The sequence below is a fragment of the Streptomyces ficellus genome, from assembly GCF_009739905.1.
Classification (GTDB): domain Bacteria; phylum Actinomycetota; class Actinomycetes; order Streptomycetales; family Streptomycetaceae; genus Streptomyces; species Streptomyces ficellus_A.
Genome location: NZ_CP034279.1, coordinates 5,599,480 through 5,616,691 on the forward strand (window position 1 = coordinate 5,599,480; position 17,212 = coordinate 5,616,691).

The following is a 17,212-nucleotide window of genomic DNA, read 5'->3' on the forward strand; positions in this document are numbered from 1 at the left end:
CGCCGCCCCCGGCCCGGCCAGCGCCCGCTCCAGGTCCGGCAGGGCGGTGCGTACGGCCAGGTCCCGCGCCTCGGCACGCATCACGCGCGCTCGCACACGAAGATCGCCGTACCCGGGATCAGGTTGCCGCGCAGGGGCGACCAGCCGCCCCACTCCTGGCTGTTCCAGGCGGGCCACTCCGGCTCGACCAGGTCCACCAGGCGGAACCCGCCCGCCACCACGTCCCGCACCCGGTCCCCGAGGGTGCGGTGGTGCTCCACGTACAGGGCCCGCCCCGCGTCGTCCTGCTCCACATAAGGGGTGCGGTCGAAGTAGGAGGCCGACACGGACAGGCCCTCCGGCCCCGGCTCGTCGGGGAACGCCCACCGGATCGGATGGGTCACCGAGAACACCCACCGCCCGCCGGGCCTCAGCACCCTGCGCACCTCCCGGAACACCCGCACCGGATCGGCCACGAAGGGCACCGCCCCGTACGCCGAGCACGCCAGGTCGAAGGAGCCGTCCCGGAAGGGCAGCGCTCCGGCGTCGGCCTCCACCAGCGGCACGTCCGCCCCGATGCGCAGCGCGTGCTGGAGCTGGCGGTGCGACAGGTCCAGCGCGACCGGCCGGGCGCCCCGGGCGGCCAGCCAGCGCGAGCACTGGGCCGCGCCCGCGCCGATCTCCAGCACGTCCCGCCCCGCGACGTCCCCCAGCAGGCCCGCCCCGGCCTCGTCCAGCCCCTCCGGCCCCCATACGAAACGGTCGTCCCCGAGGAAGGCGCCGTGCTCGCTCTGGTACTCGTCCGCGTTCCGGTCCCACCAGCCGCGGCTCGCCCGGCTGCTCTCCTGGTCACCGGCGTGGCGCCGGGTTGCCTCAGGCTCGTACTCTTGGATCATCCCGCCCGCCGTTGTAGGTTGCGCACGGCCTTCCGGAAGCGGCGGCCGCGGCCACGATGGCCTTGGGAAACTTTAAATGTGCCGGGAATACGACGTTCTGCCCCGGGTGTGCGCCTTCGCGCATTGACCGTGTCCGGCCGTCCCCGTATGCTAAAGGTTGCGCTGCGGGCCTGCGCGCCTCAGACGGAGCAGGTCGCGCTCGCATCTGTTGTATGTCCCCTCGGTTGTCGAGGCGCCTCTCCCTCGCGGGATTCCGGCGCTTCCTTGGCTGTCCGGCTTCTTCAGCTGCGATACGGGCTCTCGGCGTAGCAGTACCTACGACTTCAATGTCCGTACCGGAGCCCTTTCCCACATGACGAGCAGCACCGAGACCACCGCCACCACCCCGCAGGTTGCGGTCAACGACATCGGTAACGAGGAAGCCTTCCTCGCCGCGATCGACGAGACGATCAAGTACTTCAACGACGGCGACATCGTCGACGGCGTCATCGTGAAGGTCGACCGGGACGAGGTCCTGCTCGACATCGGTTACAAGACCGAAGGTGTCATCCCGAGCCGCGAGCTCTCGATCAAGCACGACGTCGACCCGAACGAGGTCGTCAAGGTCGGCGACGAGATCGAGGCCCTTGTTCTCCAGAAGGAGGACAAGGAAGGCCGCCTGATCCTCTCGAAGAAGCGCGCCCAGTACGAGCGTGCCTGGGGCACCATCGAGAAGATCAAGGAAGAGGACGGCATCGTCACCGGTACCGTCATCGAGGTCGTCAAGGGTGGTCTCATCCTCGACATCGGCCTCCGTGGCTTCCTGCCGGCCTCCCTCGTCGAGATGCGTCGTGTCCGCGACCTCCAGCCCTACGTGGGCAAGGAGCTCGAGGCGAAGATCATCGAGCTGGACAAGAACCGCAACAACGTGGTCCTGTCCCGCCGCGCCTGGCTCGAGCAGACCCAGTCCGAGGTGCGCCAGACGTTCCTCACGACCCTGCAGAAGGGTCAGGTCCGCTCCGGCGTCGTCTCCTCGATCGTCAACTTCGGTGCGTTCGTCGACCTGGGTGGCGTCGACGGTCTGGTCCACGTCTCCGAGCTGTCCTGGAAGCACATCGACCACCCGTCCGAGGTTGTCGAGGTCGGCCAGGAAGTCACCGTCGAGGTCCTCGACGTCGACATGGACCGCGAGCGTGTCTCCCTGTCGCTGAAGGCGACGCAGGAGGACCCGTGGCAGCAGTTCGCCCGTACGCACCAGATCGGTCAGGTCGTCCCGGGTAAGGTCACCAAGCTGGTTCCGTTCGGTGCGTTCGTCCGCGTGGACGAGGGCATCGAGGGTCTGGTCCACATCTCCGAGCTGGCCGAGCGCCACGTGGAGATCCCGGAGCAGGTCGTCCAGGTCAACGACGAGATCTTCGTCAAGGTCATCGACATCGACCTCGAGCGTCGTCGCATCAGCCTCTCGCTGAAGCAGGCCAACGAGTCCTTCGGTGCCGACCCGGCCTCGGTCGAGTTCGACCCGACCCTGTACGGCATGGCCGCGTCGTACGACGACCAGGGGAACTACATCTACCCCGAGGGCTTCGACCCGGAGACCAACGACTGGCTCGAGGGCTACGAGACGCAGCGCGAGGCCTGGGAGACCCAGTACGCCGAGGCGCAGCAGCGCTTCGAGCAGCACCAGGCCCAGGTCATCAAGTCCCGCGAGGCCGACGAGGCCGCCGCTGCCGAGGGTGGCCCCGCCGCTCCGGCCGGTGCCCCGGCGGGCGCCTCCGGCGGCTCGTACTCCTCGGAGTCGGACGACAACTCCGGCGCCCTGGCGTCGGACGAGGCCCTGGCTGCCCTCCGCGAGAAGCTGGCCGGCGGCCAGAGCTGAACCCCTGGTTCAGCGCTGAGCAGTAGGCAGTAGCACTGAGGCCCGTCCCCGAAAGGGGGCGGGCCTCAGTCGTGTTCGTGACGGAGACCCGGCGGTGAAGACTCTCCGGGCCGCCGGGGAATGCCCGTACGCCGGGCGGCGTTCTTCCCGACGAACACGAGGAGGAGCGGTAATCGTGCTTGATCCGCAGGATTTGTACGCATGGGAGCCGAAGGGCCTGGCCGTCGTCGACATGGCGCTGGCACAGGAGTCGGCCGGCCTGGTCATGCTCTACCACTTCGACGGATACATCGACGCGGGTGAGACCGGCGACCAGATCGTCGACGGCCTGCTGGAGTCGCTGCCCCACCAGGTCGTGGCCCGCTTCGACCACGACCGGCTCGTGGACTACCGCGCGCGTCGCCCGCTGCTCACCTTCAGGCGCGACCGCTGGACGGGGTACGAGACCCCGGCCATGGAGGTCCGCCTCGTCCAGGACGCCACCGGGGCGCCGTTCCTGCTGCTGTCCGGGCCGGAGCCGGACGTCGAGTGGGAGCGGTTCGCCGCCGCCGTACGGCAGATCGTCGAGCGGCTCGGGGTGCGGCTCTCGGTCAACTTCCACGGCATCCCCATGGGCGTCCCCCACACCCGCCCCGTCGGCATCACCCCGCACGGCAACCGCACCGACCTGATGCCGGGGCATCGCAGCCCCTTCGACGAGGCGCAGGTGCCGGGCAGCGCCGAAGCGCTCGTCGAGTACCGGCTCATGGAAGCCGGGCACGACGTCCTGGGCGTCGCCGCCCACGTCCCGCACTACGTGGCCCGCTCCTCCTACCCGGACGCGGCGCTGACCGCCCTGGAAGCGATCACGGCGGCCACCGGCCTGGTCCTGCCGGGCCTCGCGCACTCGCTGCGCACGGAGGCCCAGCGCACCCAGACCGAGATAGAGCGCCAGATCGGCGAGGGCGACGAGGAGCTGACCGCGCTCGTCCAGGGCCTTGAGCACCAGTACGACGCGATGGCGGGCGCCGAGACGCGCGGCAGCCTGGTCGCCGAGCCGGTGGACCTGCCGTCGGCGGACGAGCTGGGCCGCGAGTTTGAGCGCTTCCTCGCCGAGCGGGAGGGCGATCTCTAGGGAGTGTCCGGCGGGAGCCCGGTGGGGGCTCGGCGGGGCGAGGGCCTAGGCTGCGGCACATGCTGAAGGTTGGGTTGACCGGCGGAATCGGCGCCGGAAAGAGCGAGGTGTCAAGGCTCCTGTCCTCCTACGGGGCGGTGGTGGTCGACGCCGACAAGATCGCCCGTGAGGTCGTCGAGCCCGGAACGCCGGGGCTCGCGGCCGTGGTGGAGGCGTTCGGGCCGGAGGTCCTCACGGCCGGGGGCGCCCTCGACCGCCCGAAGCTCGGCTCTATCGTCTTCTCCGACCCCGAACGGCTGGCCACGCTGAACGCGATCGTCCACCCCCTCGTCGGCGCCCGCTCGGCCGAGCTGGAGGCGGCCGCCGGGCCGGACGCGGTGGTCGTCCACGACGTCCCGCTGCTCACCGAGAACGGCCTGGCCCCGCTCTACGACGTCGTGGTGGTCGTCGACGCGTCCCCCGAGACCCAGCTGGACCGGCTCCAGCGGCTGCGCGGGATGACCGAGGACGAGGCCCGTGCCCGGATGGCCGCGCAGGCCACCCGGGAGCAGCGGCGAGCCGTCGCGGACCTGGTCGTCGACAACGACGGCCCCCTGGAGGCGCTGGAACCCCAGGTGCGCGAGGTGTGGGCCCGGCTCGCCGGACACGCCGCCGCGTAAGGGCCGCCGCCAAGGGGGGCGGGTGGGCCGGGGCGGAGGAATACCGCCCGTCCCGCGCATGTTGAAGAGCCGGAGCGAGGGAAGGATGTGAGCGTGCCCGAGACCAACCCGGAGACCCACGTGATCGACTACCGCGCGGCGGAGCAGCTCCTCGCCGCCCGTGACCCTCGCGGTGCCGTCAAGCTCCTCGATTCCGTGATCGCCGCCCACCCGGACAACACCGCGGCCCGCCTGCTGCGCGCCCGTGCCTTCTTCGCCGCCGCCCAGCTGCGTCCCGCGGAGCTGGAGTTCGAACTGGTGCTGGAGCGGGAGCCGGACAACGCCTTCGCGCACTTCGCGCTGGCCCGCACCTTCCAGCGCTCCGGCCGCCCCGAGCAGGCCAAGCGGCACTTCCGGCTCGCCGCCGCGCTCGACCCCAAGCCGGAGTACCTGGAGGCGGCCCGCTTCCCCGTCGACTTCCCCTCCGACGTGCCTCCGGAGGAGTAGGCCCGGGTCAGGCCCTTGTCCGGGGCCGTTGTCAGACCTGCCCCGTAACGTCGTGAACCGACGAGCACCCTGGGGAGGGGCACGACCATGGGATTCGCCTCGGCGTGGGCCATCACCGCGCACACGGCTTTCCCGTCGCGGCGACCCGGCCAGCGTCCGCTGCCGGGTACCGCCCGTCGACCAGCGGCGATGCCGCCGAGAGAACTCCCGGGCCGAACCGTCGGCCGGGTCCGTCAGCCGGGTCCGTCGGTCGGGTCCGTCAGCCGGACACGTTCTCTTCCTCGGGGAGCAGGTGGGCCAGCAGCAGTTTGATCACCAGAACGGGCGCGAACCAGGCCAGTTCGCGCGGTAGGTCCGCCCCGGTCGACGTCACCGTGATCGCCATCGCGGAGGCGGCGAAGGCGACCGGCCGCCGCAGGTTCGCCGGGGCGGCCAGCACGACTGCCGCCCCGCCCAGCACGACACCGTAGACGACACCGGCGGCGGCCCAGCCGAACCCCGGGACGAGCAGGGCCAGGACGAACGGCTGGACATGGACCGCCACGAAGGTGAGGTGGTGCCGAGCCGTACGCCCCGGCCGGTGGAAGCGGCGCTTGGCGGACCGGGTGGCGTTGACGACCGTGCCGCCGAACAGGTCGAAGGCCACCACGGCGACCACGATCAGCGGCAGCGCCGCGTACCCGGCGTGCAGAGCGAGGGCCACGGCGAACACGGTGCCCGCCAGCGCGCCCGCGTAACAGACGATCCGCTCGCCCCGGTCGGCCCGCGGCACCACCAACTGCGCGTCGAGCCACCGGACCGCCGTCATGGATCCCGTGGTCCTCACACCCGCTCCCTGCGGCGCAGGCCCTCGACGCACACCTCGACGATCGGCGTGGCCAAATCCGTGATCGGCAGTGCCGGATCGACGATCCACTGCAGGAGGCAGCCCTCGATCGCCCCGACGACGACGGCGGCGTGGCCTTCGCCCACCCCGGCGCGGAGGGTCCCCTGGGCCTCGGCTGCGGCGAGCAGTTCGGCGATCACCGCGCGGTGGTCGCGGTAGACGGCCGCGATGTCCACCGGGGAAGCGTCTCCCCGCCGTCCCTCGGCCCACAGGTCGACGAGGATCCGGGTGAGTTCCGGCTCTGCCGAGACCATCCCCACCACCGACCGCACCAGCGAGGCGATCCGCTCCAGGGCGTCCCCCGTGCCGGTACGGGCCTGCTGGATCAGTGTCCGGGAACCGGCCTCGTACGCCTCGAACGCGGCCGTGAGCAGGGCTTCCCTGCTGTCGAAGTAGAGGTAGACGCTGCCCTTGGCGACCCCTGCCTCTTTGGCGATGTCGTCCACCCGCGTCGCGGCGAAGCCCTGCCGGGCGAAGACCCGCACGGCGGCGCCCAAGATCATGTCCCGACGGGCCGCCGAGTCGACTTTCCGTGGCATCGGACCAGCTCTCATAGATGACTGACTGGTCAGTCATCATGGGTGCTCCGGGTGCCCCCGTCAACCCCGCCGTCACCGATGCCATATCGGTTTCGGGGCCGCCCGCGTTCCTGGTGAGCAGGTGGCAGCCTTCCCGATCCGTCGGCAGGACGAGCGCGGTTGCAGCTCGGGTCGGGGCACTGGTCGAGCACGGCGGCCCTCCCGGGTGATCCGGACACTTCCTAGCCGCCCCCGTCGTGCGGCCCGCCGCCCCGGCGCGCGTCGCCGTACCGCCCGTCGTCCGGTTCGTACGGTGGGACGTCGCGTCCCGGTTGGTAGTGCGGGCCCTGGCGGATGTGGCGCACGATGAGCGCCAGGTCGACCAGGACGACCAGGGCCAGGAGCCCGCAGGCCGCCGCCCAGCCGGGCCGGCCGGCCAGGGCGAAGGCCGCCGTTCCGGCGCCCGCCCAGATGAGGCCCCAGACCGCCAGCCAGAAGCGGATCCGGAGGGGACTGCGGGCGGTCCTCGGTTCACTGCCGGTACGCGTACGCATGGTGATCGCTCTCCTGCCTGCCGGGTACCCGGCCGTGGACCGATCGATCCCGGCCACATCACCGCGTGGCGGAACGGGCCCGTGCGGCCGGCCGTTCAGAGCACATGAGCGGACGAATGCGTGAGGGATACGAGGGCACGGGTCCCGGCGCGATCACGCCGGACGGTTGCGCGGTCGACCTGTACAGCAGGCTCGTGGCGGGCGCCGAGCCCGGCATCGTGGCCGCCGCCGTGCCGGCGGGGGCGACCATGCTGGAACTGGGCAGCGGGGTGGGCCGCCTCACCCTGCCGCTGTCGGAGCGCGGGCTGACGGTGACCGCCGTGGACGAGTCGGCCGAGATGCTGGCACGGGTACGTGAGCGGGTCCCCGGCATCAGGACCGTACAGAGCCCGATCGAGACGCTGGACCTGGAGGAGCGGTTCGACGTCGTACTACTGGCGTCGTTCCTGGTGCACACCGGTGACCGCGCGGTGCGCGACGGGCTGCTCGCGGCCTGCCGGCGGCACGTGGCGGACGACGGGTGCGTACTGGTCCAGCGCGAAGGCGTCGACTGGCACACCCGGGTGCCGCGCGAGCGCGAGGACCCGTCCGGGTGCACGGTGCGGATCGCCTCGGCGGAGCCCGTCGGGGACGGGGTGAACTCGGTGGTGGCCGAGTACGTCTTTCCCGACGCCCGCTGGACGCAGACGTTCCGCTCACGGCCCCTGACGAAAGGGGACTTCGAGGCGTGCCTGGACGCGGCCGGCCTCACCGTCGAGACGTATCTGACCGACGACGGCACGTGGGTGCGGGCGCGGCCGAAGCACCGATGAGTTCCGGGCGGCCCTCGGGTCTACCCCTCCGACAGCGACACACCGCACGGGCAACGCCCGCAGGAGGAGACCGACATGACCGCCACCACCCCCGCCACCGCCACCGGCCCCGCCCTCGCCACCGCCCCCGCCCTCTCCCGCCGGGCGAACACCGGAGTGTGGGCGCTCCAGATCGTCCTGGCCCTGTTCTTCGCGATCCCGAGCGCCGGGCCCAAGCTGGTCGGGCACTCCTCGGCGGCGGTGTCCTTCGACGCGATCGGCTTCGGCGACTGGTTCATGTACCTGGTGGGCGGCCTCGAACTGGCCGGCGCCGTCGCCCTGGTGATCCCCGCCCTGTCCGGGGTGGCGGCTCTCGCGCTCATCGGCGTGATGGGCGGCGCCGTGGTCGCCCAGATCGCCTACCTGGGCGCCGAGTTCTGGTACACCCCGGTCGTGTTCGCGGTGCTGCTCGCCGTCGTCGCCCGGGCCCGCCGCGCGGACACCGCCCGGCTGGTGGCGCGGGTCCGCGGCCGTGGGTGAGCCGGGCGGGAGGCGGGACGCCGACCGGGAGCGCCTTCACGCGGGGCAGTGCCGGGACGTCGACCGGGAAGCGCCTTTACGCGGGGCGACGCGGCGCGGTACGAGAGAGGCACCTGACGAAGGAGGGGCCCATGGGACCGGTGTGCACGACCAGGCAGGGTGAGGTACGCGGGAGGGAGTCGGCCGACGGGATCGCGTCCTTCCTCGGCATCCCGTACGCCGCCCCGCCCTTCGGGCCCCTCCGGTTCCGGTCACCGGCGCCACCGCGCGCGTGGAGCGGGACGCGGGACGCGACCGCCCACGGCCCCACCCCGCCGAAGGCGCCCTACGCCCCGCCCTTCGACACCCTGATCCCCGAGTCGACGATCCCGGGCGAGGACTGCCTCAACCTCAACGTGTGGACGCCCTCGCCAGGTCCCGGCGCCCGTCTGCCGGTGATGGTGTGGCTGTACGGCGGGGCCTTCGCCAACGGGGCGGCGTCCTCGTCCGCGTACGACGGGAGTGCCTTCGCGCGGGACGGCGTCGTGTTCGTCTCGCTCAACTACCGCGTCGGCACGGACGGGTTCCTGCACCTGGACGGCGCGCCGGACAACCGGGGCCTGCTCGACCAGATCGCGGCGCTGGAATGGGTGCGCGACAACATCGCGGCCTTCGGTGGCGACCCCGACCGGGTGACCCTCTTCGGCGAGTCCGCGGGCGCCCTGAGCATCGGCGTCCTGCTCGGCGAGGCGCGGGCGCGCGGCCTGTTCCACCGGGCGATCCTCCAGAGCGGGGCCGCGCACCATTTCCTCCGCCCCGAGTCCGCTCGCCGCATCAGCGCCCACCTGGCCGGGCAGCTGGCGGTCGAACCGACGGCGGAGGCCTTCGCCGCCGTTCCGCTCGACCGGCTCCTCGCCGCCCAGGGGGAGCTGCGCGGCGAGATCGCTGCCCGCCCGGACCCGGCCCTGTGGGGCGAGGCGGCGCTCAACGCCATGCCCTTCGAACCGGTGACCGACGGCCTGCGCCTGCCGGGGCCCGACTGCGGCGTGGACCTGCTGGTGGGCAGCAACCGCGAAGAGTACCGGCTCTTCCTCGTCCCCACCGAACGGCTGCACCTCCTGCCGGAGGCCAAGCTCCGTATCACCGCGGAGGCGTACGGCCTCGACCCGGACAAGGCCCTCCCCGTCTACCGGGACGCCCGCCCGGGTGCCGTGCCGGGAGAGATCTTCGACGCGCTGGTGACGGACTGGTTCTACCGGATCCCGGCCGTCCGGCTGGCCGAGTCGGTGCCGGGGTCGTACATGTACGAGTTCGCCCGGCGGTCCTCGGCCTTCGGCGGGCGGCTCGGCGCCTGCCACGCCGGTGAGCTGGCCTACGTCTTCGACCGGCTCGGCGACCCGGTGTACGCACCGATGATCGGTGAGGACCCGGCGCGGGATGTGGCGGACGCGATGCACGGGGCGTGGGTGGCGTTCGCGACGACCGGTGACCCGGGCTGGCCCGCGTACGACCGGCGGAGCCGCGCAACAATGATCTTCGACGACGTCGCGCCGGGTGTGGTGGAGGACCTGCGCGGGGCCGAGCGCGCCCTGTGGGAAGGCATCCGCTGAGCCGGCCGGCGCCCCGTGGGAGGCCGTCCGCGAGGCGGCAGGAGCCGATTGTCAGACCCCCGCCGTAAGGTCGTAGATCGATGGAGCGACCAGCGTGAGGGGAGGTGACCGGCCATGGAGCAGCGCCCGCTGCACACCTGCGCCGCCGTCTTCCTCCCCGCCGCGCTGCCGCGCGAGGGACGTGTCGCCTTCTGGTCCCCCGACGCCCGCCCGTTGCCCCCGGGACCGCCGCGGCCGGCCGGCCGGGAGTCCGGCCGGGGCGGCCCCGGAGGTGACGGGTCCGGCGGCGGTGGCGGCTCCGGTGATGACGGCTTCGGCGGTGTTGGCCGCCTGAATGGTGCCGGCGTCGACCCTGGTGGCGGCCCCGGTGGCGGCCCCGGTGGTGAGGGCTCCGGTCGTGACGGCTCGGGTGGCGAGACGATCACCGTGGTGCGGGCGCACGGCGCGGGCGTGCGCAGCCGTGCCGTCCCGGCGGTGGTGCTCCCCGTCGCCGACGCCCTGCCCGTGCTGGTCGCCGCCCGACACGACCCGGCCGCGCACCCGGCGGCCGCCTGCTGGGGCGCCGCCGCGCTGCACGCCCTGCACCTCGCCGGTCGCGGCCGGCTGCTGCCCGGGCTCACCACCGACGACCTGGACGCCTGGCGGGCCGGCCCGCTGGACGCCGACGACATCGCCCACCTCCGGGCCGTCGCGGCGGCGATGCCGTCCGAAGCACACGCCGTTCCCGTCCCCGGCTCGCGCCCGCTCCGGCTGCCCGAGCCGGAGGCCCTCGTGCGGACGTTCCTGGACGCGGTCGCCGACACACTGCCCCGTACCCCGGCCGCCGCGTACGCCGCCGGGGCGCCGTTCGCGGCCCGCACCCCGCAGCGCCTGCCCCACGCGCGTGCCTGGGCCGCCGAGGCGGCGGCGGGCATGGACGCCGGCGTACGGGTCTCGCTGCGCCTGGACCTGTCCGGGTACGAGCTGTTCGACACCACCCACGAGGGCGGCGACGAACGGCGGGCCGCCGCCGCCCTGGTCCAGGTCCACAGCCTCGCCGACCCCACCCTGGTCGTCGACGCGGCGGCGCTCTGGGCGGGGGAGGGAGCCGACCACTTCGGCCCGCGCGCCCGGATCGACGCGGTACTGGCACTGCGGCGCGCTGCCCGCGTCTGGCCGCCACTCGCCCGCCTGCTGGAACGGGAGATCCCCGACGTCCTGCCGCTGGGCGAGGACGAGCTGTACGAACTGCTGGGACCCGCCGCCGCCCGGCTCGGCGCGGCCGGTGTGACCGTGCACTGGCCCAGGGAGCTGGCCCGGTCGCTCACCGCCGCCGCGGTGGTCCGGCCCGCGCCAGGTTCGGCCACCGACGGCACGGCGTTCTTCGACAGCGCGGAACTGCTGCGGTTCAATTGGCAGCTGGCCCTGGACGGCGATCCGCTGACCGAGCGGGAGATGGACGCCCTCGCCGAGGCGCACCGCCCCGTCGTGCGCCTGCGCGACCAGTGGGTGGTCGTCGACCCCGCGCTCGTCCGCAAGGCGCGCAAGCGGGAGCTGGGCCTGCTGGAGCCGGTCGACGCGCTGGCCGTGGCGCTCGGCGGGACCGCCGAGGTGGACGGCGAGACGGTCGAGGCCGTCCCCGCCGGGGCGCTCGCGGTGCTGCGCGACCGGCTGATGACGGGCCCTGGCCGCGTCGACCCGCCACCGGGCCTCGACGCCACGCTGCGCGACTACCAACTGCGCGGTCTGGCCTGGCTCGACCTGATGACGTCGCTGGGCCTCGGCGGCTGCCTCGCCGACGACATGGGCCTCGGCAAGACCGTCACCCTCATCGCCCTCCACCTGCGCCGCGCGCACCGGGCACCCACCCTCGTCGTCTGCCCCGCCTCCCTGCTGGGCAACTGGCAGCGGGAGATCACCCGGTTCGCCCCCGGTGTGCCCGTGCGCCGGTTCCACGGCACCGACCGCACCCTGGACGGCACCGGCGGAGGCTTCGTCCTCACCACGTACGGCACGATGCGCACCAGCGCGGAGCAACTGGCCGCCCACGAGTGGGGGATGGTCGTCGCCGACGAGGCCCAGCACGTCAAGAACCCGTTCTCCGCCACCGCCAAGGCACTGCGCACCGTCCCCGCCCCCGCGCGCGTGGCCCTCACCGGCACGCCCGTCGAGAACAACCTCTCCGAGCTGTGGGCGCTGCTCGACTGGACCACCCCCGGGCTCCTCGGCCCCCTCAAGGCGTTCCGCTCCCGGCACGCGCGCGCCGTGGAGAACGCCGAGCAGATCGAGAACGACGAGGCGGTCGATCGTCTCGCCCGGCTCGTCCGCCCCTTCCTCCTGCGCCGCAAGAAGTCGGACCCGGGCATCGTGCCCGAGCTGCCGCCCAAGACGGAGTCCGACCATCCCGTCCCCCTCACCCGGGAACAGGCCTCCCTCTACGAGGCGGTGGTGCGCGAGACGATGGCGCAGATCGAGGGCGCGGAGGGCATCGCGCGCCGTGGGCTCGTCATGAAGCTGCTGACGTCCCTGAAGCAGATCTGCAACCACCCGGCCCAGTACCTCAAGGAGGAGCCCGCCCGGCTGGCCGGCCGTTCCGGGAAGCTCGCCCTCCTCGACGAACTGCTCGACACGGTCATCGCCGAGGACGGCTCCGTGCTGGTCTTCACCCAGTACGTGACCATGGCCCGGCTCCTCACCGCGCACCTGGCGGCCCGAGCGGTGCCGGCCCAACTGCTGCACGGGGGGACGCCGGTGGCGGAGCGGGAGCGCATGGTGGACCGCTTCCAGTCTGGCGAGGTGCCCGTGTTCGTGCTGTCCCTCAAGGCTGCCGGCACCGGCCTCAACCTCACCCGCGCCGGGCACGTGGTCCACTACGACCGCTGGTGGAACCCTGCGGTCGAGGAGCAGGCCACCGACCGGGCGTACCGCATCGGCCAGACCCAGCCCGTCCAGGTCCACCGGCTGATCGCCGAAGGGACTGTGGAGGACCGCATCGCGGAGATGCTGCTGGCCAAACGCGCCCTGGCGGACGCGGTTCTGGGCTCCGGCGAGGCGGCGCTCACCGAGCTGACCGACCGCGAGCTGGCCGACCTCGTCTCGCTGAGGAGGCAGCCATGACCCCGCACCGCCCCGGTTCCGGGCAGGAGCGCGGCTCCGGTCCCGGTTCCGGCTTCAGGTTCGGGCAGCCCGCCTCGCGCCCCGGCTCGGGCCCCGGCCCCGGCTCCGGGTCCCCGCCCGGCTCGGGGCGCGGCGCCCGGCGCACCCCGCTGCACGACGACCGTCGCCGCACCTTTCCCCAGCTGGCGCCCGCCCAGGGGGCCGACGGGAAGTTCGCGGCCACCTGGTGGGGCAACGCCTGGGTGGACGCCCTGGAGGACACCGCCCTGGACCCGGCCCGCCTGGCACGCGGGCGGGCGTACGCGTCCACCGGACACGTCGACGCGATCACGGTGACACCGGGCCGGGTCGTCGCCTACGTCCACGGCAGCCGCCCCCGCCCGTACCGCACGGAGATCCGGCTGCGGGTCCTCGGCGACGGCGACTGGGAGCGTTTCCTGGACGCGGCGGCCGCCCGTCCCGAACACATCGCCGCCCTCCTCGACAAGGACGTGCCGCACGCCCTGGCCGCCGTGGTCGACCTGCTGCCCGGCCCCGGAGACCTGATCCCCGACTGCTCCTGCCCCGACCACGGTTACCCCTGCAAGCACGCGGCCGCGCTCTGCTACCAGGCGGCGCGGCTCCTCGACGAGGACCCGTTCGTGCTGTTCCTGATGCGCGGTCGCGGCGAACAGGAGATCCTCGCGGCACTCAGCCACCGCAACGCCGCCCACGAGGCGGCCGAGACCACCGCCGCGCCCCCGCCCATGCCCAGCGTGCTCGCCCGCGTGGCCCTCGCCTTCCCGCCCGCCGCCGCGCTGCCGCCTCCGCTGCCCGTGCCGGACCGGCCCGGCCGCCCGCCCCTGTACCCCGAGGACCCGTACGCCCCGGACCCGTTGGCCCTGGAGATGCTGGCCACCGAGGCCGCGACCCGCGCGCACACCTTCCTGACCACCGGGCAGGACCCCGTCGCCGCCCTCAGCCCCTGGCAGGACGCCGTCCGTCTCGCCGCCGCGCACCCGGGCTCCGGGCTCACCGCCTCCTCTCGCGCCCTCTACCGCGACCTCGCCGCCGCCCTCGACCGCACCCCATCGGACCTGGCCCGCGCCGTCGCGGCATGGCGCCAGGGCGGACCGGCCGGGCTCGCCGTCCTGGAGGAGCCCTGGGACCCGCCCGCCGGACCGTTCGACCGGGCCCGCCCCTCGCTGATCGCCGCCGACCTCCCGCACTTCCGCCCCTGGCGCAACCGCCTCTCCACCCGCTCGCTGCAACTGCGTTACGGCCGCGACGGCCTCTGGTACGGGTACGAGTCGGACCCCGACCGCGAGGACTGGTGGCCGCGCGGCACCCCCGACGCGGACCCGGTCGGCGCGCTGACCGACCTGCTGGAGCGCTGACGCCCGGCGCCCCGCGACCGTCGGCCGCCCCAGCGTGCGGTCCGCGACCGGGGCGATCGGGGGCACCGCGTAAAGATTGTGAGGGTTCGAATGAATCGCCACTCGATGGGGTGAATGGCGGATGCGTCATAACCCAGCGTGGTTGTAGGGCGTTAATTCCGGTGCGGGCGGGTGCCCGTGACATTCTCCGGAAGGCAGGAAGCCATGAGGCACACTCGCCGAAATGGTCTGGTCACCCTGATGGCCACCGGTGGCGCGCTCGTTCTCTCGGCGGGTTATGCGCACGCCGACTCCGACGCGGCCGGCGCCGCGGTCGAGTCGCCGGGGCTCATCTCCGGCAACGCCGTGCAGTTGCCGGTGGACGTCCCCGTCAACGTGTGCGGGAACACCGTCAATGTGGTCGGGCTGCTCAACCCCGCGGCCGGCAACACGTGCCAGAACAAGGGCGGCGGACACCAGCACAAGGACCGCCCCGGCACGTCGCACGGCGGCCACGCCGGCAGCGGCGGAAGCGCCAATGGCAGCGGGAGTTCCCACGGTGGCGGGGGCTCGGCGGACGGTGCAGCGGTGAAGTCCCCCGGAGTGATCTCCGGCAACGGCATCCAGCTCCCCGTCGACCTGCCGGTCAACATCAGCGGGAACTCGGTGGGTGTGGTCGGGATCCTCAACCCCGCCTTCGGCAACGCGTCCAGCAACGGAGGCAGCAAGCCGCCGGTGACCCCGACGAAGCCGACCAAGCCGGTGAAGCCCGCCGAGCCGGTCGCGCCGCCGGAGCACGACGAGCCCGTCCCGGTGCCCGCGCCGGCCGACCAGGCTCCCGCGCCGGAGCCGCAGACCAGCTCGACGTCCCTGGCCGAGACCGGTGCCGGTGCCGGCCTGATCGGCGTCGGCGCCCCGGCGGCCCTGGGCCTGATGCTCGGCGGCGGCCTGCTCTACCGCCGCTTCCGCCCCGCGGCCGACCGCACCTGAACGCCAGGCGCACCTGAACGCCAGGCGCACGTGAACGACGGGCGCGCCGGGACCACGGGCGCACCTGCACCACGGGCGCGCCCATGGAGGACCGGCCGTGCCTGAACGGCCGGCGCCCCGGGCCGGCGCCGTCGGCCCGCGCGCCGGGCCCGGCCGGTCGTACGTCACCGCCGCCAGGCGGACAGCACCGAATCGATGACCGGTGCCACGCGGTCACGCGCCTGGCGGCGGGGGACACCGCGCATCAACAGGGCGTCGTACTCGGTGTCCAGGTGCCGCACCGACGCCCGCACCGCGGCGCTGACCGCGGTCTCGTCCAGCGCCCGCCCCGCCGCCGAGCGGCCCACCCGGCCACTGCCGCGCTCCCCGGCGTGGGCCGCGATCCCGGCGGCCCGCTCCGGCGGGCAGCCGGGGAACAGACGCAGGATCTCGGCGGTCAGCGCGTCCCGGAACCGCACGTCCTCGGCCGCCCGGCGCACCGCGTCCCTGGCCCGGCGGCGCGCCCGCGCCTCCGCGTCCGCCAGACAGGCCGCTTCGGCCCGTACGAGAGCGGCCTCCTCCACGAGGATGCCCTGGCGTTCGTACCGGGTACGGCGCCGGTTGTGGCGTACGACCACCGCCCACAGGGCGCTCGCCTCCCGGGCCCGGCGGGTGAGCGCCGCCTCGCCGCGCGGCAGGTAGACCAGGTGGCCGAGATCGGCGCAGTCCAGGCACAGCGGCGCGTTGAACTCCATGACCAGCCGGGGGAGGGGCCCGCCGCGGCACTCCGCGCAGTGGCGGCGCCGCAGCGGCTCGACCACCACGAGCGGGGCGGGTGGGCTGCGCCGCTCGGCGGCCCTCGTCCGGTGCGTCGCCGCGGCCTCCATCACTCCGTACTCCTAAAATCATTCGATTCGGGTACGCCGGTGATGATGTGATTCCCCCGTGGCAACGACAAGACTCAATCAGATCATCGCCGTTGAGAAGGGCGTCAAGGCGAAGGCGCAGGCGGACCTGGCCTCCGCGCACCACGGGCTGCAGAAGCCCGCGCTGCTCGCCGGCATCTCGCGGACGTACCAGGCGAAGGACGAGGAGGGTGAGCAGCTGCCGCCCGAGTCCACCCTGGTGCAGGTCAAGGCCGAGGACGTGCTGCGCGACACGGCGAAGTCGCTGACGAGGCTCTTCGACGTCACCGCCACCAAGGACTGGGCGAACTGCACGGCACGCGCGGACGTCACCGTCGACGGGCGCGTCCTGGTGAGCCAGGCCCCGGTCGCGTACCTCCTCTTCCTGGAGAAGCAGCTGACGGACATCGCCGGCTTCGTGCGCAAGCTCCCGGTGCTGGACGCGGCCGAGTCCTGGAGTCAGGACCCGTCGACCGACGCGTGGAAGACCGAGCCGGTCCGGACGGTGCGGACGAAGAAGGTGCCCCGCAACCATGTGAAGGCGGAGGCGACCGACAAGCACCCGGCGCAGGTCGAGGTGTATTACGAGGACATTCCGGTCGGTTACTGGACGACCGTCAAGTTCTCCGGCGCGCTGCCCGCGCGGCGCGTCAACGAGTTGCTGGAGCGGGTGGACAAGCTCCAGCAGGCGGTGAAGTTCGCCCGCGAGGAGGCGAACAGCGCGGAGATCACCGACGAGCGCGTCGGTGACGCCGTGTTCGGCTACCTGTTCGGGTAGCCTGCGGAGATCCACCACACAGACTCCCCGGCCGTACGCACCGTAGGGCCGGGGTGCGCGAGGAGCGCGAAGCTGAAGCTGAAGTTCGTCGTGATGAAGCGGTTCCGGTAAGGCACCGCGCTCAATCTCAGACTATTGCTCCAGACTCAGCATGCGCCGCCGATCGCCGGAACGACCGGGCCCGGGGCCAGGACGTCGAAACGCCGGTTCAAGTCCGGCCCGCGCAGCTCGATGCGCGGTGG

The 17,212-nt window shown here is 73.2% G+C and carries 16 protein-coding genes; 11 read left to right on the forward strand and 5 right to left on the reverse strand.

Translation table 11 applies throughout. The features are described 5' to 3' along the window. Positions 1–80 precede the first annotated feature (80 nt). Entirely contained in the window at positions 81–875 is a 795-nt protein-coding gene (locus tag EIZ62_RS25020) for a class I SAM-dependent methyltransferase (RefSeq protein ID WP_156694931.1), read from the reverse strand. 352 nt (positions 876–1,227) lie between these two features. Between EIZ62_RS25020 and rpsA the strand changes: the two genes are divergently transcribed. The 4 genes from rpsA (at position 1,228) to EIZ62_RS25040 (ending at position 4,989) form a co-directional block, all read left to right on the forward strand. Next, positions 1,228–2,730: a 30S ribosomal protein S1 gene (gene rpsA, locus EIZ62_RS25025; RefSeq protein WP_156694932.1), complete on the forward strand. Its 1,503-nt coding sequence runs from the start codon at positions 1,228–1,230 to the stop codon at positions 2,728–2,730. Between the two features lie 232 nt (positions 2,731–2,962). Further along, positions 2,963–3,844 (forward strand): PAC2 family protein, encoded by an 882-nt coding sequence (locus tag EIZ62_RS25030; RefSeq protein WP_425281886.1) that lies wholly within the window; start codon positions 2,963–2,965, stop codon positions 3,842–3,844. Positions 3,845–3,903: 59 nt separating this feature from the next. Then, positions 3,904–4,503, forward strand: coding sequence for a dephospho-CoA kinase (coaE, locus tag EIZ62_RS25035; RefSeq protein ID WP_156694934.1), 600 nt, complete (start codon positions 3,904–3,906; stop codon positions 4,501–4,503). A gap of 93 nt (positions 4,504–4,596) precedes the next feature. Continuing rightward, positions 4,597–4,989: a tetratricopeptide repeat protein gene (locus tag EIZ62_RS25040; protein WP_156694935.1), complete on the forward strand. Its 393-nt coding sequence runs from the start codon at positions 4,597–4,599 to the stop codon at positions 4,987–4,989. Between the two features lie 259 nt (positions 4,990–5,248). Here EIZ62_RS25040 and EIZ62_RS25045 read toward each other — a convergent pair whose 3' ends face one another. The 3 genes from EIZ62_RS25045 to EIZ62_RS25055 form a co-directional block, all read right to left on the reverse strand. Then, positions 5,249–5,815 (reverse strand): hypothetical protein, encoded by a 567-nt coding sequence (locus tag EIZ62_RS25045; protein ID WP_156694936.1) that lies wholly within the window; start codon positions 5,813–5,815, stop codon positions 5,249–5,251. Continuing rightward, complete coding sequence (locus EIZ62_RS25050; protein WP_244375959.1) at positions 5,812–6,378, reverse strand: TetR/AcrR family transcriptional regulator; 567 nt, start codon at positions 6,376–6,378, stop codon at positions 5,812–5,814. The genes EIZ62_RS25045 and EIZ62_RS25050 overlap by 4 nt, the downstream gene beginning before the upstream one ends. Positions 6,379–6,635: 257 nt before the next feature. Next, a complete protein-coding gene (locus EIZ62_RS25055) occupies positions 6,636–6,947 on the reverse strand; it encodes a DUF6343 family protein (RefSeq protein ID WP_156694938.1) in 312 nt (103 codons plus the stop codon). Positions 6,948–7,063: 116 nt separating this feature from the next. On the opposite strand from EIZ62_RS25055, the gene EIZ62_RS25060 reads away from it, so the two are divergent. The 6 genes from EIZ62_RS25060 (at position 7,064) to EIZ62_RS25085 (ending at position 15,308) form a co-directional block, all read left to right on the forward strand. Then, the gene (locus EIZ62_RS25060) at positions 7,064–7,759 is read left to right on the forward strand and encodes a class I SAM-dependent methyltransferase (protein ID WP_156694939.1); all 696 of its coding nucleotides are present in this window, start codon (positions 7,064–7,066) and stop codon (positions 7,757–7,759) included. A gap of 75 nt (positions 7,760–7,834) precedes the next feature. Beyond that, a complete protein-coding gene (locus tag EIZ62_RS25065; protein ID WP_156694940.1) occupies positions 7,835–8,278 on the forward strand; it encodes a DoxX family protein in 444 nt (147 codons plus the stop codon). Between the two features lie 131 nt (positions 8,279–8,409). Then, positions 8,410–9,867, forward strand: a complete 1,458-nt coding sequence (locus EIZ62_RS25070) for a carboxylesterase/lipase family protein (protein ID WP_156694941.1) — start codon at positions 8,410–8,412, stop codon at positions 9,865–9,867. A 114-nt stretch (positions 9,868–9,981) separates the two neighbouring features. Further along, entirely contained in the window at positions 9,982–12,963 is a 2,982-nt protein-coding gene (locus tag EIZ62_RS25075) for a DEAD/DEAH box helicase (protein ID WP_244375961.1), read from the forward strand. Then, positions 12,960–14,339 (forward strand): SWIM zinc finger family protein, encoded by a 1,380-nt coding sequence (locus EIZ62_RS25080; RefSeq protein ID WP_156694942.1) that lies wholly within the window; start codon positions 12,960–12,962, stop codon positions 14,337–14,339. Before EIZ62_RS25075 ends, EIZ62_RS25080 begins: the two co-directional genes overlap by 4 nt. Positions 14,340–14,543: 204 nt before the next feature. After that, on the forward strand, positions 14,544–15,308 hold the full coding sequence (locus EIZ62_RS25085) for a chaplin (RefSeq protein WP_156694943.1): 765 nt from the start codon (positions 14,544–14,546) through the stop codon (positions 15,306–15,308). A gap of 164 nt (positions 15,309–15,472) precedes the next feature. Here EIZ62_RS25085 and EIZ62_RS25090 read toward each other — a convergent pair whose 3' ends face one another. Then, complete coding sequence (locus EIZ62_RS25090; RefSeq protein WP_156696591.1) at positions 15,473–16,174, reverse strand: DUF2293 domain-containing protein; 702 nt, start codon at positions 16,172–16,174, stop codon at positions 15,473–15,475. Between the two features lie 58 nt (positions 16,175–16,232). Here EIZ62_RS25090 and EIZ62_RS25095 point away from each other — a divergent pair, with 58 nt between their 5' ends. Continuing rightward, entirely contained in the window at positions 16,233–16,970 is a 738-nt protein-coding gene (locus EIZ62_RS25095; RefSeq protein ID WP_156694944.1) for a DUF7873 family protein, read from the forward strand. The last annotated feature ends 242 nt before the right edge of the window (positions 16,971–17,212 follow it).